At 73.4% G+C, this 26,648-nt stretch carries 27 protein-coding genes; 8 read left to right on the forward strand and 19 right to left on the reverse strand.

Annotation, left to right across the window (positions count from 1 at the left end; all coding sequences use genetic code 11):
- Positions 1-10: 10 nt before the first annotated feature.
- The 12 genes from IE178_RS14245 to IE178_RS14300 form a co-directional block, all read right to left on the reverse strand.
- Positions 11-1,171, reverse strand: coding sequence for an acyl-CoA dehydrogenase family protein (locus IE178_RS14245; RefSeq protein ID WP_193512512.1), 1,161 nt, complete (start codon positions 1,169-1,171; stop codon positions 11-13).
- Positions 1,168-2,187, reverse strand: coding sequence for a GNAT family N-acetyltransferase (locus IE178_RS14250; RefSeq protein ID WP_193512513.1), 1,020 nt, complete (start codon positions 2,185-2,187; stop codon positions 1,168-1,170). Before IE178_RS14250 ends, IE178_RS14245 begins: the two co-directional genes overlap by 4 nt.
- A gap of 26 nt (positions 2,188-2,213) precedes the next feature.
- Positions 2,214-2,921, reverse strand: a complete 708-nt coding sequence (locus IE178_RS14255; protein ID WP_193512514.1) for a tyrosine-protein phosphatase — start codon at positions 2,919-2,921, stop codon at positions 2,214-2,216.
- Complete coding sequence (locus IE178_RS14260; protein ID WP_184761700.1) at positions 2,918-4,072, reverse strand: phosphoenolpyruvate carboxykinase (ATP); 1,155 nt, start codon at positions 4,070-4,072, stop codon at positions 2,918-2,920. The genes IE178_RS14255 and IE178_RS14260 overlap by 4 nt, the downstream gene beginning before the upstream one ends.
- Before the next feature lie 8 nt (positions 4,073-4,080).
- Complete coding sequence (locus tag IE178_RS14265; RefSeq protein WP_193512515.1) at positions 4,081-4,713, reverse strand: P-loop NTPase family protein; 633 nt, start codon at positions 4,711-4,713, stop codon at positions 4,081-4,083.
- A 19-nt stretch (positions 4,714-4,732) separates the two neighbouring features.
- Entirely contained in the window at positions 4,733-5,842 is a 1,110-nt protein-coding gene (locus IE178_RS14270; protein ID WP_184761698.1) for an aminotransferase class I/II-fold pyridoxal phosphate-dependent enzyme, read from the reverse strand.
- Positions 5,839-7,161: a B12-binding domain-containing radical SAM protein gene (locus IE178_RS14275; RefSeq protein ID WP_184761697.1), complete on the reverse strand. Its 1,323-nt coding sequence runs from the start codon at positions 7,159-7,161 to the stop codon at positions 5,839-5,841. The genes IE178_RS14270 and IE178_RS14275 overlap by 4 nt, the downstream gene beginning before the upstream one ends.
- Before the next feature lie 116 nt (positions 7,162-7,277).
- The gene (locus IE178_RS14280; protein ID WP_193512516.1) at positions 7,278-7,931 is read right to left on the reverse strand and encodes an HAD family hydrolase; all 654 of its coding nucleotides are present in this window, start codon (positions 7,929-7,931) and stop codon (positions 7,278-7,280) included.
- Between the two features lie 47 nt (positions 7,932-7,978).
- Positions 7,979-8,785: an ABC transporter permease gene (locus tag IE178_RS14285; RefSeq protein ID WP_184761695.1), complete on the reverse strand. Its 807-nt coding sequence runs from the start codon at positions 8,783-8,785 to the stop codon at positions 7,979-7,981.
- The gene (locus IE178_RS14290; RefSeq protein ID WP_318280041.1) at positions 8,778-9,779 is read right to left on the reverse strand and encodes an ABC transporter ATP-binding protein; all 1,002 of its coding nucleotides are present in this window, start codon (positions 9,777-9,779) and stop codon (positions 8,778-8,780) included. The genes IE178_RS14285 and IE178_RS14290 overlap by 8 nt, the downstream gene beginning before the upstream one ends.
- Positions 9,772-10,281: a hypothetical protein gene (locus IE178_RS14295; protein ID WP_193512517.1), complete on the reverse strand. Its 510-nt coding sequence runs from the start codon at positions 10,279-10,281 to the stop codon at positions 9,772-9,774. Before IE178_RS14295 ends, IE178_RS14290 begins: the two co-directional genes overlap by 8 nt.
- Positions 10,278-11,360, reverse strand: a complete 1,083-nt coding sequence (locus IE178_RS14300; protein WP_318280042.1) for a hypothetical protein — start codon at positions 11,358-11,360, stop codon at positions 10,278-10,280. The genes IE178_RS14295 and IE178_RS14300 overlap by 4 nt, the downstream gene beginning before the upstream one ends.
- Before the next feature lie 333 nt (positions 11,361-11,693).
- Between IE178_RS14300 and truD the strand changes: the two genes are divergently transcribed.
- The 8 genes from truD to IE178_RS14340 all read left to right on the forward strand — a co-directional run bounded on the left by truD (position 11,694) and on the right by IE178_RS14340 (position 19,168).
- Positions 11,694-12,725 carry a tRNA pseudouridine(13) synthase TruD gene (truD, locus tag IE178_RS14305; RefSeq protein ID WP_193512518.1) on the forward strand — a complete coding sequence of 344 codons (1,032 nt, stop codon included), beginning with the start codon at positions 11,694-11,696 and terminating at the stop codon, positions 12,723-12,725.
- A gap of 20 nt (positions 12,726-12,745) precedes the next feature.
- The gene (locus IE178_RS14310; RefSeq protein ID WP_318280043.1) at positions 12,746-13,996 is read left to right on the forward strand and encodes an aspartate aminotransferase family protein; all 1,251 of its coding nucleotides are present in this window, start codon (positions 12,746-12,748) and stop codon (positions 13,994-13,996) included.
- Between the two features lie 13 nt (positions 13,997-14,009).
- Entirely contained in the window at positions 14,010-14,765 is a 756-nt protein-coding gene (locus IE178_RS14315) for a class I SAM-dependent methyltransferase (RefSeq protein ID WP_193512519.1), read from the forward strand.
- Positions 14,766-14,772: 7 nt separating this feature from the next.
- Positions 14,773-15,522: an SDR family NAD(P)-dependent oxidoreductase gene (locus IE178_RS14320; RefSeq protein WP_193512520.1), complete on the forward strand. Its 750-nt coding sequence runs from the start codon at positions 14,773-14,775 to the stop codon at positions 15,520-15,522.
- A gap of 109 nt (positions 15,523-15,631) precedes the next feature.
- Positions 15,632-16,252 (forward strand): 2OG-Fe(II) oxygenase, encoded by a 621-nt coding sequence (locus tag IE178_RS14325; RefSeq protein WP_193512521.1) that lies wholly within the window; start codon positions 15,632-15,634, stop codon positions 16,250-16,252.
- Complete coding sequence (locus tag IE178_RS14330; RefSeq protein WP_184761689.1) at positions 16,249-17,625, forward strand: carboxyvinyltransferase; 1,377 nt, start codon at positions 16,249-16,251, stop codon at positions 17,623-17,625. Before IE178_RS14325 ends, IE178_RS14330 begins: the two co-directional genes overlap by 4 nt.
- Positions 17,622-18,287, forward strand: coding sequence for a 2OG-Fe(II) oxygenase (locus tag IE178_RS14335; protein ID WP_193512522.1), 666 nt, complete (start codon positions 17,622-17,624; stop codon positions 18,285-18,287). Before IE178_RS14330 ends, IE178_RS14335 begins: the two co-directional genes overlap by 4 nt.
- Positions 18,284-19,168 carry a class I SAM-dependent methyltransferase gene (locus IE178_RS14340; RefSeq protein WP_193512523.1) on the forward strand — a complete coding sequence of 295 codons (885 nt, stop codon included), beginning with the start codon at positions 18,284-18,286 and terminating at the stop codon, positions 19,166-19,168. Before IE178_RS14335 ends, IE178_RS14340 begins: the two co-directional genes overlap by 4 nt.
- 41 nt (positions 19,169-19,209) lie before the next feature.
- Here IE178_RS14340 and IE178_RS14345 read toward each other — a convergent pair whose 3' ends face one another.
- From IE178_RS14345 to hisD, 7 genes are all read right to left on the reverse strand, one after another.
- The gene (locus tag IE178_RS14345; protein WP_318280044.1) at positions 19,210-19,836 is read right to left on the reverse strand and encodes an IclR family transcriptional regulator; all 627 of its coding nucleotides are present in this window, start codon (positions 19,834-19,836) and stop codon (positions 19,210-19,212) included.
- Between the two features lie 688 nt (positions 19,837-20,524).
- Positions 20,525-20,728, reverse strand: a complete 204-nt coding sequence (locus tag IE178_RS14350; RefSeq protein ID WP_184761686.1) for a cold-shock protein — start codon at positions 20,726-20,728, stop codon at positions 20,525-20,527.
- Positions 20,729-21,029: 301 nt separating this feature from the next.
- Positions 21,030-22,028: a nuclear transport factor 2 family protein gene (locus IE178_RS14355; RefSeq protein ID WP_193512524.1), complete on the reverse strand. Its 999-nt coding sequence runs from the start codon at positions 22,026-22,028 to the stop codon at positions 21,030-21,032.
- A gap of 107 nt (positions 22,029-22,135) precedes the next feature.
- A complete protein-coding gene (locus IE178_RS14360; RefSeq protein WP_184761684.1) occupies positions 22,136-23,482 on the reverse strand; it encodes an MFS transporter in 1,347 nt (448 codons plus the stop codon).
- A 256-nt stretch (positions 23,483-23,738) separates the two neighbouring features.
- Positions 23,739-24,524, reverse strand: a complete 786-nt coding sequence (locus IE178_RS14365; RefSeq protein WP_318280045.1) for an HpcH/HpaI aldolase family protein — start codon at positions 24,522-24,524, stop codon at positions 23,739-23,741.
- Complete coding sequence (locus IE178_RS14370; protein ID WP_193512526.1) at positions 24,521-25,294, reverse strand: SDR family NAD(P)-dependent oxidoreductase; 774 nt, start codon at positions 25,292-25,294, stop codon at positions 24,521-24,523. The genes IE178_RS14365 and IE178_RS14370 overlap by 4 nt, the downstream gene beginning before the upstream one ends.
- Complete coding sequence (gene hisD / locus IE178_RS14375; RefSeq protein WP_193512527.1) at positions 25,291-26,601, reverse strand: histidinol dehydrogenase; 1,311 nt, start codon at positions 26,599-26,601, stop codon at positions 25,291-25,293. Before hisD ends, IE178_RS14370 begins: the two co-directional genes overlap by 4 nt.
- Positions 26,602-26,648 lie beyond the last annotated feature (47 nt).

A 26,648-nucleotide genomic window follows, 5' to 3' on the forward strand; every position in this document is an offset into this window, starting at 1 on the left:
CGGTGGTACGTCAGCTGGAGGGGTCGAAGCCGAGGGGCCGGCCGGTGCAGTAGGCGCCGACCGCCTCGTCGCAGGCCAGCAGGCTCGGCGGGTGGTGGTGGGCGGCGAGCGAGTCCAGGTGCAGCGCCGCGGCGTGCTGTCCGCGGGTGTACATCCGGCTGCCGATCACGGGGGTCAGCGTGGACACCACCCGGTCCCGGGTGTCGCTGAGCGACGAGCGCAGCGCCATGGCGGTGGCCAGCGCCGGCTCGCCGCCGAGCGAGCCGTCGGTCCAGTCGCGGGCCAGCTGCCGGCAGGCGCCGCCCAGGGCGAGCAGGTCGCGCGCCGCCTGTCCGATCCGTACGGTGCGCGGGCCGTGCCGGTCGCTGGTGGTGACCGTCTTCACGGCCAGGTCCAGCAGGGAGGTCAGCACACCGTGGTAGGTGGCGCCGATCAGTACGGCGAACCACACGATGCCGGCGATGACGGTGTCGTCGATCGAGTCGGCGGGCGCGCGGTGGAAGACCAGCCGGTCGTCGATCTCGACCTCGTCGAGCACCAGCTTCGCCGTGTCGGAGGCGTTCATGCCCAGGGAGGGCCAGTCGCCCTCCACCCGCAGGCCGGGGGAGGCGCTCGGGCACAGCGCGATGATGGTGTCGTCGGTGCCGGCGACCCGGGCGCTCAGGCACACCAGGGTCGCGGTGGAGGCCAGCGAGCAGGGGTACTTGGTGCCGGAGACCACGTAGCCGCGGCCCTCCCGGCGCGCGGTGGAGACGCTGCTGAGGAAGTTGGCGCTGCCGCCCGGCTCGGCGAACGCGGACGCCACCAGGGCGTTCTGCGTCGCGATGCCCTCCAGCAGCCAGGAGGTGGTGTCGCGGTGGCGCTCCCAGTAGTCGGTCATCAGGCCGACGGTCAGGGAGTGCATGTTGAGCGCGATCGCCGCGTGCGGATCGCGCCGGGCCAGGGCGCGCTGCGCGGCGGCGGTCCCCGCCAGGTCGGCGCCCGCGCCGCCGAACGCCTCCGGGATCGCCAGGGAGGCGAATCCGGAGGCGGCCACGGCGCGGATGCGCTCGGCCGGGGTGCCCTCCTCGGGGTCGTGCACCGGACCCGGCCAGGCGTCCGGCATGTGCCAGCCCGCGTCGAGCAGAGTGAGGTGCCGGTCGGTGTGCCGGTCGGTGTCGGTGATGGTCATGCTGGGGCCTCCTCGTGCCGGCCGGGTCCGGTGGGCGCCGTGTCCGGGCGCGGGTCGATCCACCAGCCCTCCGTGTGGTGCAGCCGGCCGCCCATGCGGTGCTTGAAGTGGGTGACCGGGGTGTCCGGACGGCTGTCGCCCATGTGGTAATAGCGGCAGCCCTGCGCACAGGCCGCCTCGATGGCCAGGGCCTGGAGCAGGGTGGGGGCGCCGGTGGCCGCCGCGGGGGCCTTGTCCATCGCGCCGCGCCAGTACTTGGCGTGCTCGCCCTGGCGCATGGTGATGATCCCGGCGACGGCTCGGCCCTGGTGGTGGGCCAGCCAGATCTGGCAGGCGTCGCCGAGGTGGCGGGCCACGGCGGCGAACTTGCGCCGCGGGTCCTTGCGCCACATCTGCCAGCGGGCGCGCGGCCGGGACGTGCCCTCCTGGGCGGCCCAGCGGTCCACCGACATCCGGTAGAGCCGGTCGAACTCGCGTACCAGCCGCGGGTCATTGCCCACCTCGACGCCGATCCCGGCCCGCTCGGCCTTGCGCACGTTGCGGCGGGTGTTGGAGGTGAAGCGCTCGCTCCAGACCGTGGCGTACCCACCGGACAGGTCGGCGATCTGCGTGATGCGCGGGTAGCGGCGCACGTGGCCGGGGGCGGCCGCGCGCCACACCTCGTCCGTCAGCGGGCTGGGCCGCAGATAGGCGGCGGCGCCGGGCCGGCGGGCGAGGTCGGCGAAGACGGTGGCCGCCTCCGCGCGGGTGACGGGGCCGCCGGGGGCCACGGGCCCGCCGATGCCCCAGTCCAGCGGCCAGCCCAGCTCCTCGGCGCGGGCGGCGGTGGTCAGGCGGGAGCGCACCAGCGGCAGCACCAGGCGCCGTCCGTCCTGCCACTCGTAGAGCCGGCTGACGTCGCGGTAGGGCCGCACCGAGCACATCGCGTCCAGCCAGCCGGGGGTCTGGGTGGCGAGCGCGTCGGGGTCGTCCGCGAGCGCCGCGTGCCAGAGGTCGCGGGGGACCGGACTGGTCACGCGTACGGCCGTGAGCAGGGCGGCGGTCACGGCGTGGCCAGCGCGGCGCGCACCGCGGCCAGATCGGCCGGGTCCACTCGACGGGCGACGAAGCCGGCCAGGCCACCGGGGACCCCGGCGAGGAAGTCCGCCATGGTGGCGGGCACCACGCGCATCCGGGTCAGGTAGTCGTCGCGGGTGTGGCCGCGCTTGCTCCACTTGTCCTCGAACAGGTCGACCCGGGCCACCAGGTCCGCGGCGCTGGCGCCGTAGTCCTCGGCGATGTCCGCGGCGGGGCTGCCCACCGTGTCGAGCACGGCGGCGACCACCACGCCGGTGCGGTCCTTGCCGCAGTGGCAGCAGAGCAGGAAGGGCTCGTGCGCCACCGAGGCCAGGGCGGCGAACAGGTCCGGCCAGCTCTCCGGCAGCGCGTCCGCGAGCATCCCGTGGTAGTACGCCACCACGTCGTCGGAGGTGGGGCGCGGCTTGTCGATCGGGGTGCTGGGATAGCCCGTCACGGGCGCGTTGATCCAGCGGATGCCCGCGTCGACGAGCGCCTTGGGCGCGCCGTACTTGTCGATCTCGCGCCGCGAGCGCAGGTCGACCAGTGCGCGGATGCCGTACCGGTCGCGCAGGGCCGTCGCGTCCCGCGCGGTGTACGTGGTCACGGCGCCGCAGCGGAACATCCGGTCCGCCACCAGGCCGCGGGCGCGCACGGCGCGGAAGTTCACGCCCACGCGGTCGTCGCCGTTCATCGCACCCCCGCGGGGGTGCCGAGGGCGGCGGTCGCTTCCGCCCAGAAGCGGGGGAAGTCGGCGTTGACGTCCGGGCCGTAGCGCACGCGGGCGCACGGCAGCGCGGCGAGGTCGGCGAGGACGGCGTCGCGGGTGACGGTGTCGGCGACGGCCGGGGGCAGCACGCCGAGGTAGTCGACGAAGTGGCGCAGGTTGCGGCCGGCGACGGGGGCCAGCTCGGGCGGCAGGCCGTCGACCGGCTCGACCTGCCAGCCGCGGACGGTGGGGTCGGCGTGGGGCAGCAGGATGCCGCGCGGCCGGGAGTCCTGGTCGACCGTGGCACCGGTGACGGCGGTGAACTCGTCGAGGTCGCAGTAGACCCGCACACGGCCCTCGCGGGTCCACGACGAAGCGCCCGGAGTGGGCAGCGGGCCCACCGGACCGTCGTAGCGGCGCAGCGAGGCCTGCTCGAAGCGGGCGCGGGCCGGGTGGCCCACCAGACTGCCGACGCTGATGCCGAGCCGGCGCGGCCAGCCGCTCACCCGGGGCGGGGCGGAGGCGTGGTCGCGCCACACCATCAGGGTGTCGTCGCTGACGAAGTCCCAGCCCGCCAGGGTGGTGGCCAGGAACGCCAGGGTGGACTTGCCGGAGTTGGTGGTCCCCAGCATGATCACCGACTCGCCGTGGCGGGCCACGGCGGAGCCGTGCAGCACGGGCACGCCGCCGTGGTGCAGCTGCGCCCCGACCAGGAAGGCCAGGTAGCGCACCAGGGCGCGGACGGTCTGCGGCCGCTCGTCGTACACCTCCAGGTGCACGTGCCCGGCCGGCCGCGAGGCGGTGACCAGCATCGGGCCGCTGTCCTCCTCCGCGTCGCGCAGCAGGACCATGCGGTCGTGGCCGTGGTCGAGCAGGACGAAGCGCGGCCCGTCCTCGTTCAGCCACAACTGCGGCGTACGGCGTACGGCCTCCAGGTCGGACTCGGAGACCGGCAGCCGTGCGGAGCGGGTGATGCGCACGGTGACGGCGCCCGGGGTGTGACCGGGCGTCAGGGTGAAGTAGGGCGCCAGCACGGCGGCGATCACGTCGTCGAGTCCGGGCACCTCGCTCTCCACGTTGATGCGGCCGAACCAGCACGACAGCGTGGCCTCGGCGCACACGGGAGGGGTTGTCACGGGGACGGTCACGTGCCGGTCCCCCGGTCCGCTCGGGGCCTGGTGCCGTGGGTCATCGGCTCTCCTCTCGGGGACAGGGTCTCGGGACAGCGGCACGGGGGAAGGCCCGGGTCGCCGTCCGCGGCGGGTGCCCGCCGGTCCGGGGCGGACAGCTCCGCCAGCAGGGCCGAGGCGGCGCGCCGGGTGCGCACCACGCGGACGTCGGCCCCGGCCAGCAGCGGTGCCATGCGGCGCAGTTCGCGGCGGCGGAAGCCCAGGGCCTTGCGCAGCAGCGCGCGCACGCTGCGCACGGGCGGGTCGTCCGGGGCGAGCCCGTGCGGCAGGTAGTCGGTGCGGTCGCCGCGGCGCAGCCGGGCCGAACGGCCCACCAGGGCCGCGGCGCACAGCAGCGGATGGCGGTCGAAGAGGACCACGACGTCGGCCGCGGCCACGCGGACCGGCACGGTGTCGATGAAGTTCCCGTCGACCGTCCACGTCCGCAGCCGGGTCAGCCGCGCGACCGTGGCCTCCCACTCGGCGGGGACGGGGCGCCGCCAGCCCCGGCCCCAGTAGAGGTCGTCGAGGTGGTACAGCGGGGGACCGCCCGCGGCGGCCAGCGCGTGACAGAAGGTGGTCTTGCCGCTTCCGGGACTGCCGAGCACGGCGATCCGGCTGACGGCCTCAGGCGTGGTGATCGGACACCTCCCGGATCATCCCGGCCACGCGCCGCATGGTGGCGTCGTCGGCCAGCGAGACGCGGAAGGCGCCGCTCAGCCCGGTCAGCGAGGTCAGCGACCGGATACGGACGCCGCGTTCGGCCAGGCCCGCGGCGATGCGGTCGGGGAGCGCGGGGTCGCCGGTGACGAAGGTGGCGAAGTTGCCGCCCGGAGCGAGGAACGTCCAGTCGGGACGGTCGGCGAGCACGGCCGCGGCGAACTCCTCGCGTATGCGCGCCAGGTCGGCCCACACGGCGCGGTACTCGTCGAGCGCGTCGAGACCCTGGCCCAGCAGGGCCAGCGCCGGACCGGAGACGGTGCTGTCGGGGCGGTACTTGAACAGCTCGGCGGCGATGCCGGGGTGGGAGAAGACCGCGGCCAGCCGGGCGCCGGCCAGGGCGTAGGCCTTGGAGCAGGAGCGCACCACGACCAGGTTCGGGTGGCGGCGCAGCAGGGGCACGTGGGTGGTGCCGGTGAAGGCGCCGTAGCACTCGTCGACGACGAGCAGGTGCCCGTGGCGCGCGGCGAGCACCGCCAGGTCGGCCACCTCGGTGGTGTCGAGCACGAGACCGGCGGGACTGACCGGGTTGGCCAGCGCGACCACGGCCGGGGAGGGCGCGTCGGCCAGGGCGTCGGCCAGGGCGCCGAGGTCCGCGCGCGGCGGCGTTCCGGCGAGGACGGGCACGCCGGTGACCGGCACCTCGCGCAGCCGGGCGTAGTACTCCCAGGCCTCGAAGGCGGGCCGGGCCACGATCAGCCCGCCGGCCGGGCGCGCGAACGCGTCGACGAGCAGTCCGATCGCGGCGTCCGAGCCCGCGGTCAGGGTGATGCCCTCGACGCGGGTGTCGTGGACCCGGGCGAGCGCGGCGAGCGTCTCCGCCTGGTACGGGTAGGAGCGGGTGTCCTCCACGCGCACGCGGGCCAGCGCCCGGTCCACGAGCCGGTCGGAGCCGGGGTGGCGCAGTTCGCAGCTCTTGAGGTTGAGCGCGTCGGTCCGCAGGCGGGGCCGGGGATCGACGGCCGCCGCGCCGGGTGCGGTGGCGAAGGCGGGTACGGGTTCCGCGGCGGCCGTCACGACACCCCGCCCGACAGCCGCCTGGGTATGTTCTTGTAGACCGAGGTCAGCCGGTCGTCGCCGCCGAAGACGAAGTCGTAGACGTCGGTGGACTCCGTGCCGAGCGGGGCGGAGGTCAGCTGGCGGTTGAACCGGCTGATCTCCAGCGGGGTCATGGCGGGCGTCATCTCGTGCAGCGGGGTGTAGACCGTGGGACGGAAGCGGGCGCCGGTGTCGCGCAGCACCTCGCGGGTGCGGGCGGCCCCGGCGGCGGTGGTGCCGGGCAGCCCGATGATGACGAACGCGTTGAGCTCGATGCCCGCGGCCTCGCACCAGCGCGCCAGCTCGCGGAAGCGTTCCTCCTCGATCCGCTTGGCGCGCGGCAGGGTGCCCTGCCCGTCGGGTTCGAGGGTCTCCAGGCCCACGGAGATGCGGACGCAGCCCGCCTCGCCCATCAGAGCGACCAGTTCCTCGCTGAGGTGCGGAATGGTGGTGGCGCACTTCCACTGGGGCGACACCGGGCCCTCGATGAAGCGCCGGCACAGCTCCTTGACCCAGCGGCGGTCCAGGGTGAACGTCGGCGCGTAGAAGGCGACGTACTCGAAGGGCGCCTTCTCGTAGGAACGGCGGATGTAGTCGATCGTCGCGTCCACGCTCAGCCGTCGCTCGCGCAGGCCGAAGATGGCCGGGACCTCGCAGAAGTCGCAGTTGACGGGGCAGCCGCGGGCGGCGGGCACGACCAGTTCGCGGCGGAAGGGGATGCCGCAGAACTTGTGCGCGTCGTCGGCGTAGAGGCGGTCGTAGGAGTCGTAGGGGATCTCGTCGACCTCGGGCAGCACCCACTGATCGGCGGGCAGTGTGTCGCCGGGGCCGGTGGGCGGGTGCCAGCGGTCGCCCTCGCGCACGGTGACTCCGGGCAGGCCGGTGGTGACCGCCCCCTCGGCCAGGGCACGCACGTAGTGGGCCACGCCGGTCTCGTAGTCGCCGGACTGCACCACGGCGTCGAGGGCGTAGCGGGCGAAGAAGCCCGGGTTCATGCTGCTGAGCCGGCCGAAGGTGATCAGGCGGGCGCCGGGGCACAGCTCCTGGGCGTAGAGGACGAACCGTTCGAAGCCGTCGACGGCGTCGAAGTCGTTCATCATCGCGATCACGTCGTAGGCGCCCTGGTAGAGCAGGTCGCCCATGGCCTTCCAGTTCAGGCCCGCCGCACTCGCGTCGCAGGTCTCCACCTCGTGCCCCTCGGCACGCAGGTGACCCGCCGTCATGTAGAGCGGCGTGTGGTGGCCCGCGTTGAAGTAGCTGGGCACGTGCGGTGGCCAGACGACCAGGATCTTCGCCACGGATGAACTCCTCGGCTGGTGGGGGCACGACGATTCTGTGCCGCCGTGCGGGTGCGGGGAACGCGGTGTTTCTGTGGTTGGAACGCTGATTCGAGCAAGTTGGGGCGAGGGCCGGCTCAGATGCCGAGCAGTGCGTGCAACGGCGTGAAGTCCGGGGCTGCCGGGTCCACTTGGACGGTGTCCCAGCCCAGCTCCCGCGCGGGCGCGATGTCGTTGTGCGGGGTGTCGCCGACCATGACGCGCCGGGTGAAGTCCCCCGCGCCGACGGCAGCGAACGCCCGCGGGTCGGGTTTCTTGGGGCCGCCGTCGGCGGAGAACAGACAGGCGTCGAGGACGTCGGGCACCCCGAGTCCGGCCAACAGCCGGCGCATCTGGTCCCCGGGCAGGTAGCAGGTACTGACCATGCGGACGGTGTGACCGGCGGCGGCCGTCCTGACCATCGCCTCCGCGGCCGGGGCGCACAGCCGGAAGCGGCCGTCGTCCGGTCCCAGGACGTGCCACAGGGTCCGGTCCACGGCCGCCGCGTCCGCCGAAACGCCGTGCTCGTCCAGGATGCGTGCGAGCAGCAGCCGGGAAGCGGGCTGTTCGGCGGCCGGCTCGGTCAGCGCGGTCCACAAGGTGCCGATCAGGTCGTCGAGCACGGCGGCCGCGGTGATCGAGGGCAGCTCGAGGGAGGCCGCCAGCCTGCGGGCCAGCTCCGGTGCCTCGGGCATGGGCGTCAGCTCGGTGACCACGGTGCCGAAGCAGTCGAACACGACGAGGGCGGGCATGCGGCCCCTCCGGAAGAGTGCGAATGGTGCGGTGGACGGTGTGCCGGTCAGGACCAGGAGACCTTGCGGTCGTCGAAGCGGAACCGGTTCAGGCCGGCGACGGTGAGCACGGCCGCAATGGCGAGGAGCACCAGGCAGGGCAGGACGGCCCCGCCGAGGCCGTCCCCGTCGAGCACGGCTCCGGTGAAGCCGCGCATGGCCCAGTAGGTGGGCGTGACGTGGGCGAGGGCCTGCACCCAGCCGGGCAGCTGCTCGACCGGGGCCAGGGTGCCGCCGAGGCCCGCGAACAGCAGGGCGGCCACGTTGGAGAAGACGTTCAGCTGCATCACCGTGCGGCAGAGCGCGACCAGGACGAACCCGAAGGCGACCAGGCACAGGGCCAGGCACACGCCGACGGCGGCGATCGCCGCGTAGGAGCCGCGCACGCGCAGCCCGAACAGCAGCCCGCCGACGGTGAACAGCAACGTCAGCTGCACGAGCAGCACCAGCAGCGGGACGACCGCCCGTCCGGCCAGCACCTCGAAGGGGCGGGCCGGACCGGTGCGCAGCCGGTCCCAGGTGCGCCAGCCGTGTTCGCGGAAGACGCCGTAGCCGACGTCGGCGGCCAGGAAGAACGAGAAGATCACCGCGACGCCCGGCACGGCGAGCTCCGCGCCGGTGAACGGGACGCCGTCGGGCGGGGTGCCGTACCGGGTGCTGAGGCTGCTCAGGTACAGCGGGCGCACGAAGGCCATGATGAGCAGGGGCATCACCGTCATGGTGACCAGCGGGGTCAGGTCGGCGCGGTGCAGCCGCAGGTCGTGTCTGACCAGCGCCGCGACGCGCAGGACGGACCGCGGCAGGGACTCACGCATCGGCGGGGCTCCCCTCGTCGCGGTAGCGGCGGCCGGTCAGTTCGAGGAAGACCGCCTCCAGGTCGGGCCGGACCACGCGCAGCCCGGACAGCGCGGAGGTGGGGCCGAGCAGCTCCAGCAGGCGGGCCGCCGCCTCGTGCGGCCGGTCGGCCAGCACCCGCAGGCCGTCCTCGGTGGGGCGGGTGGGCCAGGGCAGGTCCAGGTCCTCGGGGACGGGGCCGTGGAAGGTCAGCTCCAGCGCGCCGCGGGCGTGCCGGTCCACCAGCGCCGACAGGGTGTCGTGCGCGATCACCCGGCCCCCGTCGAGGACGGCGACGTGGGCGTCGAGGGACTCCACCTCGGCCAGGTAGTGCGTGGAGTAGCACACGGCGACGCCGTCGGCGGCGAGCCCGCGCACCAGGTCGAGCAGGGCGGTACGGGTGCGGACGTCCACTCCGGCGGTGGCTTCGTCCAGCAGCAGGACGGCGGGCCGGTGCACCAGCGCCATGGCCACGTGCAGCCGGCGCTGCTGGCCGCCGGACAGCTCGCCCGCCCGCCGGTCCAGCAGCTCGGTCAGCGCGAGCGGCTCGGCGGTCTCGGCCGTACGGTCCCGGGCGGCGCCGCGGCGCAGTCCGGCCAGCTCCGCGCAGAACATCAGGTTCTGGCGGACCGTCAGGGTGGGGTAGACGCCCAGTTCCTGCGGGGCGAAGCCCAGGGCGCGCCGGGCCGCCCCGGGCGCGTCGGCCACATCGTGCCCGGTGACGGCGATGCGGCCCGCGTCGGGCCGCTGCAGGCCTGCCACCAGCGACATCAACGTGGTCTTGCCCGCGCCGTTCTCGCCGAGGAGCGCGGTGATCCGGCCCGGCGGGATGCGCAGGTCCACCCCGCGCAGCGCGTGGACGTCGCCGTAGGACTTCGTGACGCCGACGAGGTCCAGCGCGACGCCGCCGCCGCGGCCGACGCAGGACTGCGACCCGGCGATGGCGCTCGGCGTGTCGTGGACGGACTCAGTCACCGGGCAGCGCCCAGTCGCCGGGGAGGACGCCCGGAAGGCCGAGCTTCTCCAGATGGGCGGCCCAGGTGCGGACCAGGCCGACGGCCTTGAACATCCCGGCACCGGAGCGCACGTACGGCAGGGGCTCGGGGTAGCCCAGCCGGCTCTCGGTCTCCGCCAGGTGGGCGCGCAGCTCCTCCAGCCAGGCCTCGTCGCCGTGGTCCAGGCCGCGCGCGGCCAGCGCTTCGCCCTCGGCGACCTCCCGCGGGTCCACCCCGGCGAAGGGGTCGAAGCTGGCCTGGCCCTGCGGCCAGCTCAACTCCCCGGCGGTGGCCAGACCCCTGATGGACAGGGAGATCTGGATCAGCTCGTGCGCCATCAGCACCGCCGTCTCCGGCTGGCCGGCGGCCAGCGAGCCTTCGACGTCCTCCAGCGCGGCATGGCCCTCCAGGACGAGGCGGGCCGCGCCGTGGGCGCGGTACCCGATGAGCCTGCGCACGTCGGGCAGGGCCGCGGCACTCACGGGGCCTCCTTCACGGCCGGGGCCACGCCCAGCCACAGCATGTCGTGGGCGAACAGGTCGCGGACCTCCGGGGGCGGGGCGTCCGCCGGCCCCGTCCACACCGTGCCGTCGCCCGGGGCGGCGGGCAGGCCGGACAGCGGGGTCTGCACCGCGCGGATGCCCCAGCGGTCGACGACGGTGCCGGTGTCGACCGGCCAGGTGGACACGCCGGGCGCCCAGTGCACCGCCGCGTCCCAGTGGCCCACCGGGCCGAGCAGGTCGTCGGCCCAGGACAGCGCGGTGTCGAGGGTGACACGGCCGGCCAGCAGCGCGGTCACCTTGGCCAGCCCGTCACCGTCGTCCAGGACGCGCAGCTTCTCCGGCAGCCACTTGGCGTTGAAGTACCACTGTCCCGCCTCGGTGGCGCGGGCGTGCAGGGCGTGCAGGACGGCGTCACGGGCGCGCAGCGCAGCCAGGGCGGGGTTGGCGGGCGCGAGCCAGCGGGCGGCGGTGCGCATCCGCACCGCCTCGGCCACCCACCAGCGGTGCAGCACCCGGCCGAGCCACGGTCCGCGCAGGCCGCGCTGCCAGGCGAGCCAGTCGTCACCGCCCTTGAGCGGTAGGCCGAGCGCCATCCGGCTGGTGGTGTTCAGGGAACGGCGGTGGTGGTTCCAGCCCGCGTTGTCCACCCGGTCCAGCGTGGGCCAGTCGGTGGTCGTCAACGCCTCGGCCGCGGCTTTCGCCGGTGCGGCGGCGCGCACGGTGACGTCGAGGAGCGTGCCGAAACGGTGTGAGGTGATCGGCATCCGGGTGACGCGGTCGTTGTCGACCAGGACCAGCAGGTCGAGGTCGCTCTTGTGGGTGCCGAAGCCCGCCAGGACGGAGCCCGCGGCGACCGCGATCACCGGTTCGCCGTGGCCTTGGTCGGTCTCCTCGACCAGATCGTCCAGGCCGAACGACCGGGCCGTGAGGAACGCTTCGAGCCGGGTGCGCAGGAGATCGTCCGAAGCGGACGCGGCCGGGGATGCGGAGGGTGCGATCGACAGGACGGCCTCCCTGGGTGGTTGTTCGCGCGGCGCCGGGCGGCGCCGCGCCACCATCCTGAACTGCCCTGTCCCAGAACGTCGTTCGGTGTTCCACTGCTCGGAACACAGGGCCCCGGCACGGGTTGGGGCGTGCCTAGAGTCGGCACCACTCCGACCGTCTCCGGCCGGGAGTCGTTGAGGCAGCACCCACCACGAAGTCCGTACGCGGACCCCACGTGTTGCACCGACAGCGGCCCCGCCCGGCCTGCGCGAGACGCGTTCTCGCGTCGGGGGAACAAATGACCCCGGACGTCGGACGACGGGCGCTCGCCCCGGAACGAAGCGAGAGCGTGGTGCGGGCCCGGTCGTGCCGGGCCCGCACCGCACGACCCCTTGGGAAGGAACCCGATGTCCGTCTGCGTACTCAAAGCGGTCCCCGAGGACTTCGCGGTGAGCGAGTGCCTGGGGACGGCCACCGTCCCCGCAGGGGACGCGGACCACCAGTACCTGCTCCTCACCAAGCGCGGGTTCACCACCCACCAGGCCGTCGCCGCGGTCGCCGCCCACTTGGGGGTGGCGCGCGAGGCCGTCGCCGCCGCCGGGCTGAAGGACGAGGACGGGGTCACCGAACAGACGCTGTCACTGCGCGGGACGGCCTCCCCCGAGCAGCTGGCCGCCTTCAACCGCGCGCACGACGGTGCCGACTACATGCGGCTGACCGAGCGCGGGCACGGCGACGGACCGGTCGTCGTCGGCGAGCTGGACGGCAACTGCTTCCGCATCGTCGCCCGCGACCTCGACGCGGCCACCGCGGACGCCCTGCGCGCGGGTCCCGCGCAGCACAACATGTTCTTCGTCAACTACTACGACACCCAGCGCTTCGGCGTGCCCGGCGGCCCCAAGCAGACGCACCTGCTGGGCGGCGCGCTGATCGACGGCGACGACGAGGCCGCCTTCCGGCTGCTGCGGGAGTCGGGTTCGCCCGAGGGCGGGCAGGCACTGGCGCACGACGGGGACCCGGCGGAGTTCCTCGCCGCGCTCGACCCGCGCGTGCTCGCCTTCTACCGCTGCGCCCACGCCTCGGCCGAGTGGAACGAGCGACTGACCAAGCTGGTCGCCGACGAGGGCGGCGCGGACACGGTCGAGACCGACCGGGAGGGCCTGCGCTACGTCCTGCCGCGCACACCCGCCGCCGCGCGTGAGGTGCTGCGCGCCGCGCCGGAGCTGGGCTGTGGCCGCTACCGGTGGACGGACGGGAAGATGCGCTACACCGAGTCCCCGCGCCCCACCGTGGTGCAGACGCGGGTGCGGGTGCTCGGCGTGCGCCCCGACGACCGGTTCCCGGACCGGTGGGCCTGCACCCTGTCGTTCTTCCTGCCCTCCGGCTGCTACGCCACCATGGCCGTCACCCAGTTCTTCCAGCAGCTGGAGACGGTGTGAAGCCGGCGGCCCGAGACGCTGTGAGAAGTGCCGAGGACACTCTGCGCGGCGTCCGCGAGCACATCTCGCCCAGCCTGGGCATGCTGTACGCGATCAACGGCATGGACGCGGTGGAGGCCACCGGCGACGGCGCGCTCGTCAGCCTCTCCGACGGCCGGGACGCGGTGGACTTCGGAAGCTACGCCGTCACCCTGCTCGGCCACCGGCACCCGGCGGTCACCGCCGCGGTCGCCGCCGAACTGGGGCGCATGCCCACCTCCACCCGGGTCCTGGCCAACCCGGCCACCGCCGCGCTCGCCGACCGGCTGACCGGCTACCTCGACCCCGGCCGGCTGACCCGCGCCTGGTTCGGGCTCAACGGCTGTGACGCCGTGGAGGCCGCACTGAAGCTGGCCCGCGCGCACACCGGCCGCACCCGCGTCGTGGCCGTCGAGGGCGCCTACCACGGCAAGTCGCTGGGCGCGCTCGCCGCCACCTGGAGCGAGCGCTACCGCGCGCCGGTGCGCGGCCTGCTGGGCGGGGTCACGCATGTGCCGGTGGACGTCGGCGCGCTGGACGCGGCCTTCGCGGACGGCGACGTCGCCGCAGTGATCTTCGAACCGGTGCAGGGGGAGGGCGGCGTGCGCCCGCTGCCGCCGGAGTTCCTGGACGCCCTGGTCGCACGGGCCCGCGAGGCGGGCGCGTTCGTCGTCGCCGACGAGATCCAGACCGGCCTGCGCCGTTGCGGCGAGCGGTCGCTGGCCGTGGCGGCGGGACTGCGTCCGGACGCGGTGCTGCTGGGCAAGGCGCTCGGCGGCGGAGTCCTGCCGCTGTCGGCGATGGTGGCCACCGAGGAGTTCCACCGGCCCTTGGCGCGCGACCCGTTCCTGCACACCACGACCTTCTCCGGACATCCGCTGTGCGCGGCGGCCGGCGCGGCCGCGCTCGAGGCGGTCGAGGAGCACGCCGCGGACGGCGCCGACCTGGCCGAACGGGTCGAGCGGGGACTGGCCGAGCTGTGCGCCCGCCACCCGGGCCTGCTGCGCGGCGCGCGCGGACGCGGACTGCTGTGGGGCCTGGAGGCGGCCTCGCCCGCCGCGGCCGGCGACCTGCTCATGGAACTGGGGCAGCGCGGACTGCTGCTGTCGCCGTGCCTGGGCGAGCCCGAGGTGCTGCGGTTGCTTCCGCCGCTGGTGACCACCCCCGCACAGCTCGACCGGGCATGGCAGGTGCTCGACGAAGCATCTGCCAAGATCACCCCCGATCTCGCCGTCAGCGGGACGGCCGGCTGAGCGGAGGACGACGATGAGCGAGCACGACACACCCACCACTGGCCCCGACCGGGACGAGGACGACCTCGGCTACGAGCCGTTCGCGCTCCAGTACGACCGGGGCAGCGCGGACAACCCCTACAACACTCTCCTGGAGCGGCCCGCGCTGCGGGAGCTGCTCGGACCGGTGCGCGGACTGCGCGTGCTGGAGGCCGGATGCGCGGGCGGCCGGCTCTCCGCGCAGCTGGCGGACGACGGCGCGCGGGTACTGGGCCTGGACGTCAGCCCCTCCCTGGTGGCGGCGGCCCGCGAACGCGCCGGGGAGAGGGCCGAGTTCCGCGTGCACGACCTGCGCGAGCCGCTGGACTTCCTCGGGACCGGTTCGGTCGACCGCGTGGTGTCGTCGCTGACGCTGCACTACGTGGCGGACTGGGTGCCGGTGCTGACCGAGTTCCGCCGCGTGCTGGCCCCCGGCGGCCGGGTGGTGATCTCCACCCACCACCCCTTCGACGACCTCGAACTGTCCGAACGGGGCGACTACTTCGCCGTGGAGCAGCTCACGGACACCTGGAAGTCCTACGGCCCCCCGCCGATGGTGGTCCGCTTCTACCGCAGGCCGCTCGGGGACATGGTCGCCGCCGCGCACGCGGCCGGCCTCGCGGTGCGGGACCTGCGCGAACCGCGCGCGACCGAGGAGCACCGCGCCGCCTTCGGCGACAAGAAGTTCCCCGCCGTGGCCACCAGGCCGCGCTTCCTCCTGCTCGACCTGACACCGGATCCCGGAAGGTGACTCCTCCATGACATCAGCGACGTCGCAAACGCAGCCCGCAGTGGCGGCGGTGATCGGCGGGACCCGGGGCCTGGGCCACCAGCTCGCGGTCCGCTGCCGGGACGCGGGCCTGCGCACCTTCGTCTACGGCCGGTCCGTGCACGACCTGCCGCCGGAGCGCTCGCGCGGGTTCGAACCGCGGGAACTGGACCTGTGCGACGCGGACTCCGTGGCCTCGGCGGACGTGTCGCTGCCCGGTCCGGCGTACGTGTTCTGGGTGGCCGGGGCCTTCCTGAAGAAGCCCCTGGCCAAGACCGAGGACGCGGAGATCGACGGGCTGACCGACCTGCTCCTGACCGGTCCGCTCAAGCTGCTGCGGCGCATGCTGGCGGCCGCCCCGTCGAGCGTGCGGCTGGTGACCATCGCCTCGTCGTCCGGCTGGAAGCGGCGGGAGAACGAGTCCCTGTACTGCGCGCTCAAGGCCGCGCAGGCCACCGCGACCCGGGGTCTGGTGCCAGAACTGGTGGAGGCGCACCCGGCGAACCAGGTGACCCTGATCCAGCCGGGCGGCCTCGCGGTGCCCGACTTCCACACGGGGCTGGAGATCGACTACGGCACGATGATGGACCCGGCGGAGGTCGCCGGGATCATCTGGGACCTCGCGCGCTCCCAGCGGGAGTCCTTCTCCGAGGTGCAGATCCTCCGCTCGCGCGAACCCGGCCAGGAGGGCGTGCCGCAGGTCTCCTTCGGCCCGCGCCTTCCCGAGCCCCCGCTGTAGGCCCTGCCACCGGACTCCTGCCCTTCGGCGGGCGCACGCCGTCGTCCTCGGTGACACGACCCGGTCGGCGTCCGCCCGTCGCACCCCCCCATCGTCCGAGGAGGACAACGTGCTCGACTTCACCGCCGCCCGGGACACCAGGACCGAGCCCTACCACTGGTCGACCGTCACCGGTCTGCTGCCCGCCGAGGCGCGCGCCGCGCTGCGGGAGTCGGTGCCCGCGCTGGAGCACTTCACCCGCTCCGAGCGCCGTACCGGCGGCGACAAGACGTACGGCATGCACGTGCTGCCCCTGGTGCACCGCGGCGAGGAGCAGCCCGCGCTGCGCAAGGCGGGCGACGCGTGGGCCGGGTTCGCCGCGGCCGTCCAGTCGCCCGAGTACCGCCGCTGGGTGGGCGAGACGGTGGGCGCGGACGTGTCGGGCGGCGCCTTCGACGTGGGTGTGTTCGTCTTCGGCGAGGGCGACTGGGTGTCCTCGCACACCGACAAGGCCGACAAGAACGCCACCCACGTGCTCTACCTCAACGAGGAGTGGGGCGCGGACGACGGCGGCGAGTTCCTGGTGCGCGGCACGGCGGGCGACGACGCGCCGGTGCACGCGTCCATCGTCCCCGGCGGCGGCCGGTCGGTGCTGTTCGCGCGCGCGGAGAACTCCTGGCACGCGGTCGCCCCGGTGCGTCCGTCCGCGCCCGGCCTGCGGGTGACGGTGCAGGTGGAGATGTGGCGATGAGCGGTTCCACCCTCATGCGCAACCCCGCCGACACCGACGTGTGGACGGTGTGCGGCGGCTCCCCGGCGGCGGACGCCGGTCCCGTACGGGCGGACGGGTTCAAGCACCTGCTCGTGCCGAGCCTGGCCGCCGCCTGCCTCGCCGGCGCGCCGTGGGAGTTCACCAACGTCCCCGACATCGCCGACCGGCACGCGCTGGGCGGCATCGTCTCCGCTCTCGGCGGGCGGGTCGAGCACGACGGGGACCGGATGACGGTCGACCCGCGCGGGCTGACGGGCCACGAGATACCGGCCGCGCTGTCCCAGGGCGTGCACGGCGGCATGTACCTGCTGCCGACACTGCTGGCGGCGCGCGGCCGGGTGGTGTCGGGCACGCACGGCGGCTGCAGCATCGGCGACGGCGCGGGCGGCGCCCGGCCGACGGGTCACGTGGCACGCGTCCTGGAGGCGTTCGGCGCCACCTGCGAGGCCACCGCGGACGGGTTCAGCGCCCGCGCGCCCCGCGGCGGACTGCGCGGCGCCACCCTGGACATGGCCGACTTCGCCGACGTCGAGCCCGCCACGGGAACCCTGACCGGCCCGTACTACTCCGGCGCCACGAAGACCGCCCTGCTGGCCGCGGCCACGGCCACCGGCACCACCGAGATACGCAACCCGTACCCCAAGCTCGATGTGTACGGTCTGGTGCGGGTGCTCGCCGAAGCCGGGGTGGCGGTGGAGACCGCCCCCGGCCGCATCGTGGTGGAGGGCGCCGGCGGGCCGCTGGGCGCGGCCCGTGTCACGGTGCCGTCGGACCTGATGGAGGTCGTCACCTTCGTCGCCCTCGCCGTGCACCTGCGCCGTCCGCTGGAACTGGCGCTGGACGGCGTCGAGGAGGTACGCGCCGGACTGGCCCCGGAACTGCGCTACCTGGACGCGATGGGCGTGCCCCTGGAGTGGGGTCCGTCGTCCCTGCGGATCGGCGAGCCGGCGCGGCTGCGCGCCACCGACGTCCTGGCCGCCTCCCACTTCGCCTACAGCGACGCACAGCCGCTGTTCGCGCTGATGCTGCTGGGTGCCGACGCGCCGGCCACCCTCACCGATCTGGTCTGGCACGGCGGCCGCTTCGGTTACGCCGAGGGGCTGCGCGCCCTGGGCGCCCGGCTGGAGCTGAGCGGCAACCGGCTCACGACCACGCCGAGCCGGCTGCGCCCGGCCGCTACGGACCTGGTGGCGGGCGACCTGCGGGCCGCGGCCACGCTGGTGCTGGCCGCCCTCGGCACCGGTGTCCCGCAGCGCCTCGTCGGCGTCGGCCACCTGCGCCGCGGATACCAGGACCTCGCCGCCAAGCTCACCTCGCTCGGCGCCACCATCACCCCCGAGGATGCCTCGTGACCACGACCGTCGACAACGCGCCCTTCGACTACGACGCGCTGACCCGCACCGAGCCGGCCACCGATCCGTTCCGCTGGGCGCTGGTGCGCGGCATGCTGCCCGGCGCCGTCGGGACCCGGCTGGCCGAGGAGTTCCCCACCGAGGGCTTCACCCTCACCGAACGCGCCACGGGCACGGGCGGCAAGGGCTACAGCACCCGCAACCTCAAGCTCATCGAGCACTCCGAGCCCGTCCCCGCCGCCCTGGCGCTGCTGACACCGCGCTGGCGGGCCGTGGTCGACGCGCTGCTGTCCCCGCGGTACCGGGCGGCGGTGGCCGCGCTGTCGGGGCGTGACCTGACCGGCTGCACCGTCGAGGCGCGCGCCGTCCGTTACGGGTCGGGCTCCTGGATCGACCCGCACACCGATCGCGCGGACAAGGCGGTGACCCAGACCTGGTACTTCAACTCCGGCTGGCTGCCGGAGTGGGGCGGTGCCCTGCGCATCCTGGCCGGGCCGAGCGGGGACGAGGTGGTGCGGCAGGTGCGGCCGGACCTGGGGGAGTCCGTGGTGCTGGTGCCCTCCGACGCGTCGTGGCACTCGGTGGCGGCCGTCACCGACGAGGCGCGCCAGGAACGGCAGACCCTGCTGGTGCACTTCGTCCGTCCGGAGGCCGCCGGATGAGCGGGGGAGGGCAGACCGCGGCACAGGGCGAGTACCACCGGGAGCTGTTCCCCGCCTGGCACGACTGGGAGACCACGGTCGGCAGGATCGCCGACTTCACCGGTCAGACGGGCCCGTCGGGACTGCTGGGACTCGACCAGATGGGCCATTTCGGCCCGCACGGCTGCGACCGTGTGGCGGACGCGGTGGCCGCGCACCGGCCCGCCGGCCCGGCCGGGACGCCCCTGCGGCTGGTCGAGCTCGGCAGCGGTTTCGGCGGCGCCCTGCGCTACCTCGTGGACGCCCTGACCGCGCGCGGCGTCGTCGTCGGCGAGGCGGTCGGAGTGGACCTGGTCCCGGAGCACTGTGAGGTCAGCGCGCGCATCACCGCTTCGCAGGGCCGCTCCAACGTCACCGAGGTGTGCGCGTCCGCCGACGCGGTGCCCCTGTCCGACGGGGAGGTGGACGCGGTGGTGGTCACCGGCTCCATGCCGCACTTCCCCGATCCCGCGGCGGTCCTGCGCGAGGCCGCGCGGCTGCTCGCGGACGGGGGCGTGCTGGTGGTCACCGAGGAGGTGAGCCTGTGCGCCGCCGGAGAAGCGCCGGCTCCGGCCTTCCGGCGCTTCCACCCCGAGGGTGTGTTCTTTTTGACGGACGTCGAGGAGCGGCGCACCCAGTTGGCGGCGGCGGGCCTGGACCTCGTGGCCGACGTGGACGTCTCCGAGTGGGCCGCTCAGCTGGTGGCCGAGCGGCTGCGCGCCCTGCGGTTGTTCCGCGGGAGCCTGGATTCCATCCTTGGTGCCGACTCGGCGGACCGTGTGGTCGGCACCCTCGACTCGGCGCTGGCGGAGTATCGGGCCGAGCGCCTGCTGCCCCGGCTGTTCGTCGCGCGGAAGGTCTGAGGCGGGGCGGGGCGGCGCCGGTCAGCGCGCGCCCGTGCCGCTCAGCACGGTGGCTGTTCCCACGGTTCCTGCAACTGGCGCGAGATGGAGCGGGCCGCCCCCTGGGCGTGCCGGGCGGCGATCTCGGGGCGCAGGTGCGTCATGACGCCGACCACGGTGAGGGCGGCCGCCGGTGTTCCGGCCCCGCCCAGGACCGGGGTGGAGACGGCGACCAGTCCGCGTGCGCCGGGCACCGTGGTGTACTGCCGGCCGCCGGCCCTCTCGGAGGGTACGGGGGAGGAGAGCACCTGGCGTGCCGCCGAGGCGCACACCGAGCCGTGGTCGGTGCGCCGCATGGTCTGGAGGGAGGGGCTGTGCACGGCGTCCAGGTGGACGACGTTCGGGCCGTCCGCGAAGGACAGGTAGGCACTGCCGCCGGTGGCCTCGTTCAGCCGATGAAGACAGGGGAGCGCGGTCCGTCGCAGCAACTGGTGCTGCGGCGCGCGGGAGCCGAGCAGAAACAGCGTGTGCCCCAGCCTCAGCCCTCGCCGACCGCGTTCCAGGAAGCCTTGGTCGACCAGTTCTTTTATCAGCCGGTGCACGGTGGGTTTCGGGAGTCCCGTCCGACGGGCGAGTTCGGACAGTTGGACCTCGTTGTCCTGGGGCCGGAACGCGTTCAGCAGCGTCAAGCCCCGGGTTAACTTGGACCGTCGCCCCTCTTCCGCCTGCGGTTCCTCGGTCGAGCGGCCAGCCGGCGATAAATTTGTCACAAATACCTTCACTTTGTCTGATTACTGGAGACAGCAAGTGACGGGATCGTAGCCGAGTGCGTCTAGTCGAATGACCAGTCATTTCGTAATGTCCGGAACCGTCGTCACGGCACTCACGCTTTACGCCACGCTGGACGTCGACTGGCTACAGGTGCCCCCGCCGCTCGCCGCCGTCACGGCCGCCGCCTGCGGTGCGGCGGCCTGCCCCGGCTTCGTGGCGGGCACCGGCCGCCAGGCGGGGCCGAATCCGGCCGACCGCGGCAAGAAGGGATCGAGAATCCACCTCATGGTCGACCGCAACGGCATGCTCCCGCGTGGGCGAACAGCGGCACGGCACACCGGGGCGCTGATGGCCCTCGTCCGCGTTGTCGTTCTCGGTATGTGTATTGGCCGAATGCCTCTGGTGGCCGCCGGTTTCCTCGCAGGCAATCTCGGGGTGAACCAGAAAGCGATGTGGGCGGGATCGGGCCCGACGGGAAATGGTCACCGGTCGGTGATGCGATGGAGTTCGGGGCCTTTCCGGCCCCGGCGCCCTGAAATGCAGCGAGCTGGGGCCCGCACCCATAAGGTGCGAGCCCCAGCCGTGAAGTATGTGCCGGCGAAGGTGTCAGGCGGGAACGATGTTCTCGGCCGTCGGGCCCTTCTGGCCCTGCGCGATGTCGAACGACACCTTCTGGCCTTCCAGCAGCTCACGGAAGCCCTGGGCGGCGATGTTGGAGTAGTGGGCGAAGACGTCGGCGCCGCCGCCGTCCTGCTCGATGAAGCCGAAGCCCTTGTCCGCGTTGAACCACTTCACGGTGCCGGTAGCCATGTCAATTCCCTTTCGGAGACGGTGTCAGGAATGCACACTGTGTGCGTTCCGTGTCGCCGTGATGATTACCCCGTCGGAAATGAACCTTCTGGCAACCACACCTGCAACTGATGCGACAGTAGCACGGTGCGATCGGCCCTGCACGGTCGATGATTTCGCTCCGGCAGGCGGATAAGAAATACTTGCCGTACCCCGCGCTTAATTCTCATGTCCCGGTCGTAGATATGCGGTGCACCCGGAGGTGGACGCCGCGGGCCCGCCACCGGAATGCCGGTGGCGGGCCCGCCCGCGTCAGTGACGCTCAGTAGATGTTGGCCTCGACCTGGGGGCCGTCCCCGCGCCCCGCGTCGATCTGCGCACGCAGCGAGATCTCGTCGTAGACACGGACCTCCTTCACGATGCGGCCCTCCTGGATCAGGAACTGCGAGACGCCGAGCACCGTGACCGGCCGTCCGGTGAGGGGGCCGAAGGCGGGGACGCCGCGGTAGGTGCCGTGCATGGTCCACAGGACGGCCACGCGCAGGCCGGCGTAGCGCGGGGAGTGGTTCGTCTGGATGTCGCGGACGGCGAACCGGGCGTCGGGGAAGGGGCCGACCATGGCGAGCAGGTCGCTCTGGTAGCGCTCGGGGCGGATGACGGTCCGGTCGCCGATCGTGTGGAGGAACAGGTCGCGGTCCATGAAGTCGTTGACCCTGTTCAGCCGGCGCCGCGTCCACACCTCGTCGATGAACTCGAGCACCATCTCGCACTCGGGACGGAACTCGTCCGGACGCGGACCGCTGACCCCGCTCAGCAGCACGTCCTGCGGCGGCTCGTCGAGCATGGAGCCGCTGTACCCCTGGAAGGTCAGCCCACGAGCCACCTCGGCCGGGTCAAGGCCGCTTTGCAGGCAGTCGGCCAGATCGTCGCGCACCACCCACTCCTCGACCATCCGGCCGCGCCGGTACAGGCAGTTGGCCACCGTGCGCTTGCGGATGCGGACGAGGCGGCCGTCCACAAGGTGCTCGTCGGCGGAGAAGACCAGGTGGGAGCTGAGGAAGGCGTCGTCGCCGCGTGCCTCCCACACCACGTCCTCCGCCTGGCCGATGTGGCCCGGCGTGCTGCCCATGCGGATCGTGCTGCCTTCGATGACACCGTCACGGCCCACGACGGTGCCGAGGCTGGTGTGCACGATCGAGTCGGGCTCGTAGTTGTCGACGATGTAGGCGATGTCGCGGTCGACCCAGATGCGGTCGGTCACCTCGCGGATGAAGTCGTCCGGGTCCTTGTAGGGGAGGTACGCGACGGGGTCCACAGGCATGGTGCTTCCGTTCCGGTAGTGATGTGAATGCGTATGTAGGGGGATGGTCGGGAGGGTAGCGGGGGAGGCCGCCTGCCGGGTAGCCGGGGATCGGGTTTCCCGCCGCGCTAGCGGGCGAACTTGTCCGCGCCCAGGTGGCTCCGGTACGTCTCCGTCATGAAGGCGCTCACGACCACCAGGGCCAGGAGAGCGCCCACCGCCAGGTAGGCCCAGACGGCGTAGATGGTGCCGAAGGTACTGACCAGCAGTGTCGCGACGAACGGCGTGATGCCCATGAAGATGGAGAACGAGCTGTTGTACGCGATGGCACTGGCGCTGAACCGGGTGCGGGTGGAGAAGAGCTCGGCCGCGCAGACGGTGACGATGCCCGTGAGGAAGAACTCCGGCACGATGTAGATGAGCTGGCTGGCCACGGCCGCCCCGAAGGTGCCCTGCTCCCCGACCCGGAAGGCGACCGGGACCAGCACGATGCACGCGATGGCGCCGGTGACCAGCATCGGCTTGCGCCCGATGCGGTCCGACAGCATGCCGGCCAGCGGCAGGGTGGGGATGAGGACGGCGATGGAGATGGCGTTCGAGGCCAGGCCCATCCAGCGCGGCAGGCCGAGCGTGTCGGTCAGGTACTGCGGATAGAACGTGACCCAGGTGTAGGAAAGGATCGCCAGCATGATCGAGACGCCGCAGAAGACCAGCATCGGCCGCCACTGCGAGCGCAGCGCCTCACGGACCGGCGCCTCGACGACGTCCGTACCCTCCTCGGTCGCGCGCACGAATTCCGGGGTCTCCTCGATGTGACGACGCAGCCACATCCCGACCAGGCTGAGCGGGACCGCCAGCAGGAACGGGATGCGCCAGCCGTACGAGTCCAGGGCCTGGCCCTCGAACACCCAGCTGGTCAGGGCCGCCGTACCGGCGCCCGCCAGGATGCCGACGAAGCAGCTGTTGGAGGCGTACGACGTGTAGTAGGCCCGCCGGTTCGGCTCCGCCCACTCCACGATGAACGCGACGGCCCCGACGTACTCACCGCCCGAGACCGCGCCCTGGACGACGCGGAGCAGCAGGAGCAGGATCGGCGCACCGATGCCGATCTGCTGGTACGTGGGCAGCATCCCGATCAGGCCGGTGGCCACGCCCATGGCCACGATGGTCCACAGCAGGGTCTTCTTGCGGCCGACCCGGTCGCCCCAGCGGCCCACGAGGGTGCCGCCGAGCGGGCGGAACAGGCAGGCGATGGCGATGATGGCGTAGGTGCCCAGCACCGCCACGGTCCTGTCGCTCTCGGGGAAGAACGCCGGGGCCATGATCGGTGCCATGTAGCCGTACAGGCCGTAGTCGAACTGCTCGACGAAATTGCCGATGCTGCCCGCGCCGATGGCTCGGCGTATCGCCTTCCGCTTGTGCGGGTCGACCTGGGGGGAGTCGACGGCTTGGCTGGGTGGCGCTGCGGCGGACATGGGTTCTCCGATCGCGCGGGGGGAGGGGGACGGGGAGTGCATACGTATGAACTGGTCGGGAACACTAAGGATCCGGTTGTGGGACGTCAAGGGTTCGCGCCGGAGGATTCGGCAACCCCGGAAGACGGCAGCCGAGAGCTCGGCCGCGCGCGTCACGCGGGGTGCGGGACGCCCCCGCCGCCGGGCGGGTCCGCCGGCGCGGGCGGCCCGCCCCCGGCCGTCGGACGGCCCGGCGCGGGCGGCCCGCCCCCGGCCGTCAGGCGGGGTCTGCGGTCGCGTCCGTCGTCCCGGACGCGGTCAGGGAGCGCAGGGTGTCCATGAGCACGTGCGCCATGTTGTAGACGATCAGCTGGAAGCCCTGGCGCTCGGCGGCCCGGGCGGCGTCGAGGCCCGGCACGATCGTCATGACCGCGCGCTGGTTGGCCCGCGCGGCGTCGTGCGCCCGGGCGATCAGCCCGTCGATGACGCCGGGCTCCGGGAAGCCGCAGTCCGCGGCCAGGTCGGCGGGGCCCACCAGGACCGCGTCCACCCCCTCGGTGCCGGCGATCGCGTCGGCGTCGTCGCAGGCGCGTCGCGTCTCGACCATGGTCACGACCAGGGTCTCGCGGGACGCCGCCACATGGTCGGCCGCCGTGACCGTGCCGAACCGGCCCGCTCTGCTGTAGGTGGCGAAACCCCGCTTTCCCCACGGCGGGTAATGGCTGGCCTCCACCGCCCGCCGGGCGTCCTCGCGGCTGTCCACGTGGGGGTGGATCAGCCCGGCGGCGCCCAGGTCGAGGCAGCGCAGCGCGAGCGCCGGCTCGGCCGAGCCCACGCGGACCAGGACGTCCATCCCGTGCGCCGCCGCGGCCGTGAGGTGCTGCTGGAGCAGCGCCGTGTCGGCCGGCCCGTGCTCGCAGTCGATGACGACGAAGTCGAATCCCGCGACCCCCGCCATCTCCACCAGCGTCTCCGAGGGCAGCCGCAGCAGGGCGCCCCGCAGCCGCTCGCCGTCCGCCAACCGCTGTTTGAGGCTGCGGCGCGGTGCGCCGTGTTCCGTCATCGGGCCACCATTCCCGCGGAGAGGTCGATGTCGGCCCCGCACAGTCCGCGCATGCGCAGCATCGCGCCGACGGCTTCGCCCACCTCGTCCTCGGTGACCATCCGCCCCAGGGCGGAGCGTGCGACGAACGCCTGCTCGGCCTGCTCGTAGGTGCTGCCCGTGCGTTCCGCCTCCAGACGGAAGTTGCGCTCCATGCGGGGGCCCTCGACAGGTCCGGGGGAAAGGGAGTTGACCGTGACGCCCAGCGGCCCGACCTCGCCGGCCAGCGTGGCCGTGAGACCGATGACCGCCATCTTCGACGCGCAGTACGGCGTGCGACGCAGCAACGGGCGCTTGCCCGAGACCGAGGCGATGTTGACGACGTCGCCCGCGCCGCGCCCGGTCATGGCGGGCAGGAAGGCCCGGCACATCAGGAACACCCCGCGCACGTTCACGTCGAAGACCTCGTCCCAGTCCTGCGGGGTGATCTCGGTCAGCGGGGCCACCGGGCCGGCGATCCCGGCGTTGTTGACCAGGATCGATATCTCCTCGCCGGCCAGACTCCGGGCGAGCTCGTCCACGTCGTCGGGGCGGGAGACGTCGCAGACCCGGTGCGAGACCCGCGGGCCGAGCCGCGACGCGGTCTGTTTCAGCGTGGTCTCGTCGCGGCCCGTGATCACCACCCGGGCCCCGTCGGCGAGCAGAGCCCTCGCGATGGCCCGGCCGAGGCCGCTGCCTCCCCCGGTGACGAGCGCGGTGCGGCCGGCCAGCGCTGCGGTGCGGCCGCTCATGCGGCGCCCTCCTCGTTCCACGGCAGGGTGCCCGTGCCGTACTTGGCGGCGCGGACGTCGCCGGAGCGGGCGTGCCCCTCGAAGAGCTCGACGCGCGCGGCCCGGCCGCACACCTCGCCGAGCAGCGCGGAGGACGCGGTGTCGGTGATCTCCTGGTACGTCACCGTCTTGAGGTACTTGCCGACCCACAGGCCACCGGTGTAGCGGGCGGCACCACGGGTGGGCAGGACGTGGTTGGTGCCGATGACCTTGTCGCCGTAGGAGACGCAGGTGCCTTCGCCGAGGAAGAGCGCACCGTAGTCCCGCATCTTCTCCAGGGCCTGGCGCGGGTTCTCGGTCAGCACCTCCACGTGCTCGCTGGCGTAGGAGTCGGCGATCTCGAAGGCCTCGTCGAGGGTGGCGGCCACCACGATCTCGCCGTGGTCGCGCCAGGCCGGTGCGGCGTAGTCCCGGGTGGGCATGGAGGGCAGCAGGCGCTCGATGTGCCGCTCGACCTCGCGGCCCAGCTCTTCGGAGGTGGTGACCAGCACGGCGGGGGAGTCCGGGCCGTGCTCCGCCTGCGACAGCAGGTCGACGGCCACCACGAACGGGTCCGCGTGCTCGTCGGCGATCACCAGGATCTCGGTCGGTCCGGCGAACAGGTCGATGCCGACCTCGCCGAACAGTTGCCGCTTGGCCTCCGCCACGTACGCGTTGCCCGGGCCCGCGAGCATCGGGACGCGTTCGATGGTCTCGGTTCCCACGGCCAGCGCCGCGACCGCCTGGACGCCGCCCAGCAGGTAGATCTCGTCGGCGCCCGCGAGGTGCATCGCCGCGACCGTCGCGGCGGGGATCTCACCGCGGATGGGCGGGGTGCAGGCGGCGACGCGGGGGACGCCCGCCACCTTCGCGGTCACGATCGTCATGTGGGCCGACGCGGTCAGCGGGTAGCGGCCGCCGGGCACGTACGCGCCGGCGCCGGACACGGGGACGTGCCGGTGGCCGAGGCGGACGCCGGGCAGCGTCTCGATCTCGACGTCACCCAGCGCGTCACGCTGGGCCCGGGCGAACGTGCGGACCTGCTGCTGCACGAAGCGGATGTCGTCCAGGACCGTCCCGGGCACCCGGGAGACGATCCGACGGATCTCGTCGGGAGCCAGCCGGAACGACTCGGGGCTCCAGTCGTCGAACTTCTCGGAGTACTGGCGGACCGCCTCGTCGCCGCGCTCGCGGATGTCGTCGAGGATGACGCGGACGCGCTCGGCGACATCCGCCCGGGCCGCGGTCACGTGCGCGGCGGGCACGGGGGACTTGAGGTGTCGGGGCATGACGGCTCTCTTCCACTGCGGATGAAGGGGCAAGGGGAGGGGTTCGG

The organism is Streptomyces griseoloalbus (assembly GCA_014650015.1).
Taxonomy (GTDB): Bacteria; Actinomycetota; Actinomycetes; order Streptomycetales; family Streptomycetaceae; genus Streptomyces; species Streptomyces griseoloalbus.

Bases quoted from the DNA above. Each gene is read 5' to 3' on its own strand.
- IE178_RS14245 (WP_193512512.1), bottom strand. From the start codon at position 1,171: ATGACCATCACCGACACCGACCGGCACACCGACCGGCACCTCACTCTG.
- IE178_RS14255 (WP_193512514.1), bottom strand. From the start codon at position 2,921: ATGAACGGCGACGACCGCGTGGGCGTGAACTTCCGCGCCGTGCGCGCC.
- IE178_RS14280 (WP_193512516.1), bottom strand. From the start codon at position 7,931: ATGCCCGCCCTCGTCGTGTTCGACTGCTTCGGCACCGTGGTCACCGAG.
- IE178_RS14285 (WP_184761695.1), bottom strand. From the start codon at position 8,785: ATGCGTGAGTCCCTGCCGCGGTCCGTCCTGCGCGTCGCGGCGCTGGTC.
- IE178_RS14300 (WP_318280042.1), bottom strand. From the start codon at position 11,360: ATGGTGGCGCGGCGCCGCCCGGCGCCGCGCGAACAACCACCCAGGGAG.
- truD (WP_193512518.1), top strand. From the start codon at position 11,694: ATGTCCGTCTGCGTACTCAAAGCGGTCCCCGAGGACTTCGCGGTGAGC.
- IE178_RS14315 (WP_193512519.1), top strand. From the start codon at position 14,010: ATGAGCGAGCACGACACACCCACCACTGGCCCCGACCGGGACGAGGAC.
- IE178_RS14320 (WP_193512520.1), top strand. From the start codon at position 14,773: ATGACATCAGCGACGTCGCAAACGCAGCCCGCAGTGGCGGCGGTGATC.
- IE178_RS14330 (WP_184761689.1), top strand. From the start codon at position 16,249: ATGAGCGGTTCCACCCTCATGCGCAACCCCGCCGACACCGACGTGTGG.
- IE178_RS14340 (WP_193512523.1), top strand. From the start codon at position 18,284: ATGAGCGGGGGAGGGCAGACCGCGGCACAGGGCGAGTACCACCGGGAG.
- IE178_RS14350 (WP_184761686.1), bottom strand. From the start codon at position 20,728: ATGGCTACCGGCACCGTGAAGTGGTTCAACGCGGACAAGGGCTTCGGC.
- IE178_RS14355 (WP_193512524.1), bottom strand. From the start codon at position 22,028: ATGCCTGTGGACCCCGTCGCGTACCTCCCCTACAAGGACCCGGACGAC.
- IE178_RS14360 (WP_184761684.1), bottom strand. From the start codon at position 23,482: ATGTCCGCCGCAGCGCCACCCAGCCAAGCCGTCGACTCCCCCCAGGTC.
- IE178_RS14365 (WP_318280045.1), bottom strand. From the start codon at position 24,524: ATGACGGAACACGGCGCACCGCGCCGCAGCCTCAAACAGCGGTTGGCG.
- IE178_RS14370 (WP_193512526.1), bottom strand. From the start codon at position 25,294: ATGAGCGGCCGCACCGCAGCGCTGGCCGGCCGCACCGCGCTCGTCACC.
- hisD (WP_193512527.1), bottom strand. From the start codon at position 26,601: ATGCCCCGACACCTCAAGTCCCCCGTGCCCGCCGCGCACGTGACCGCG.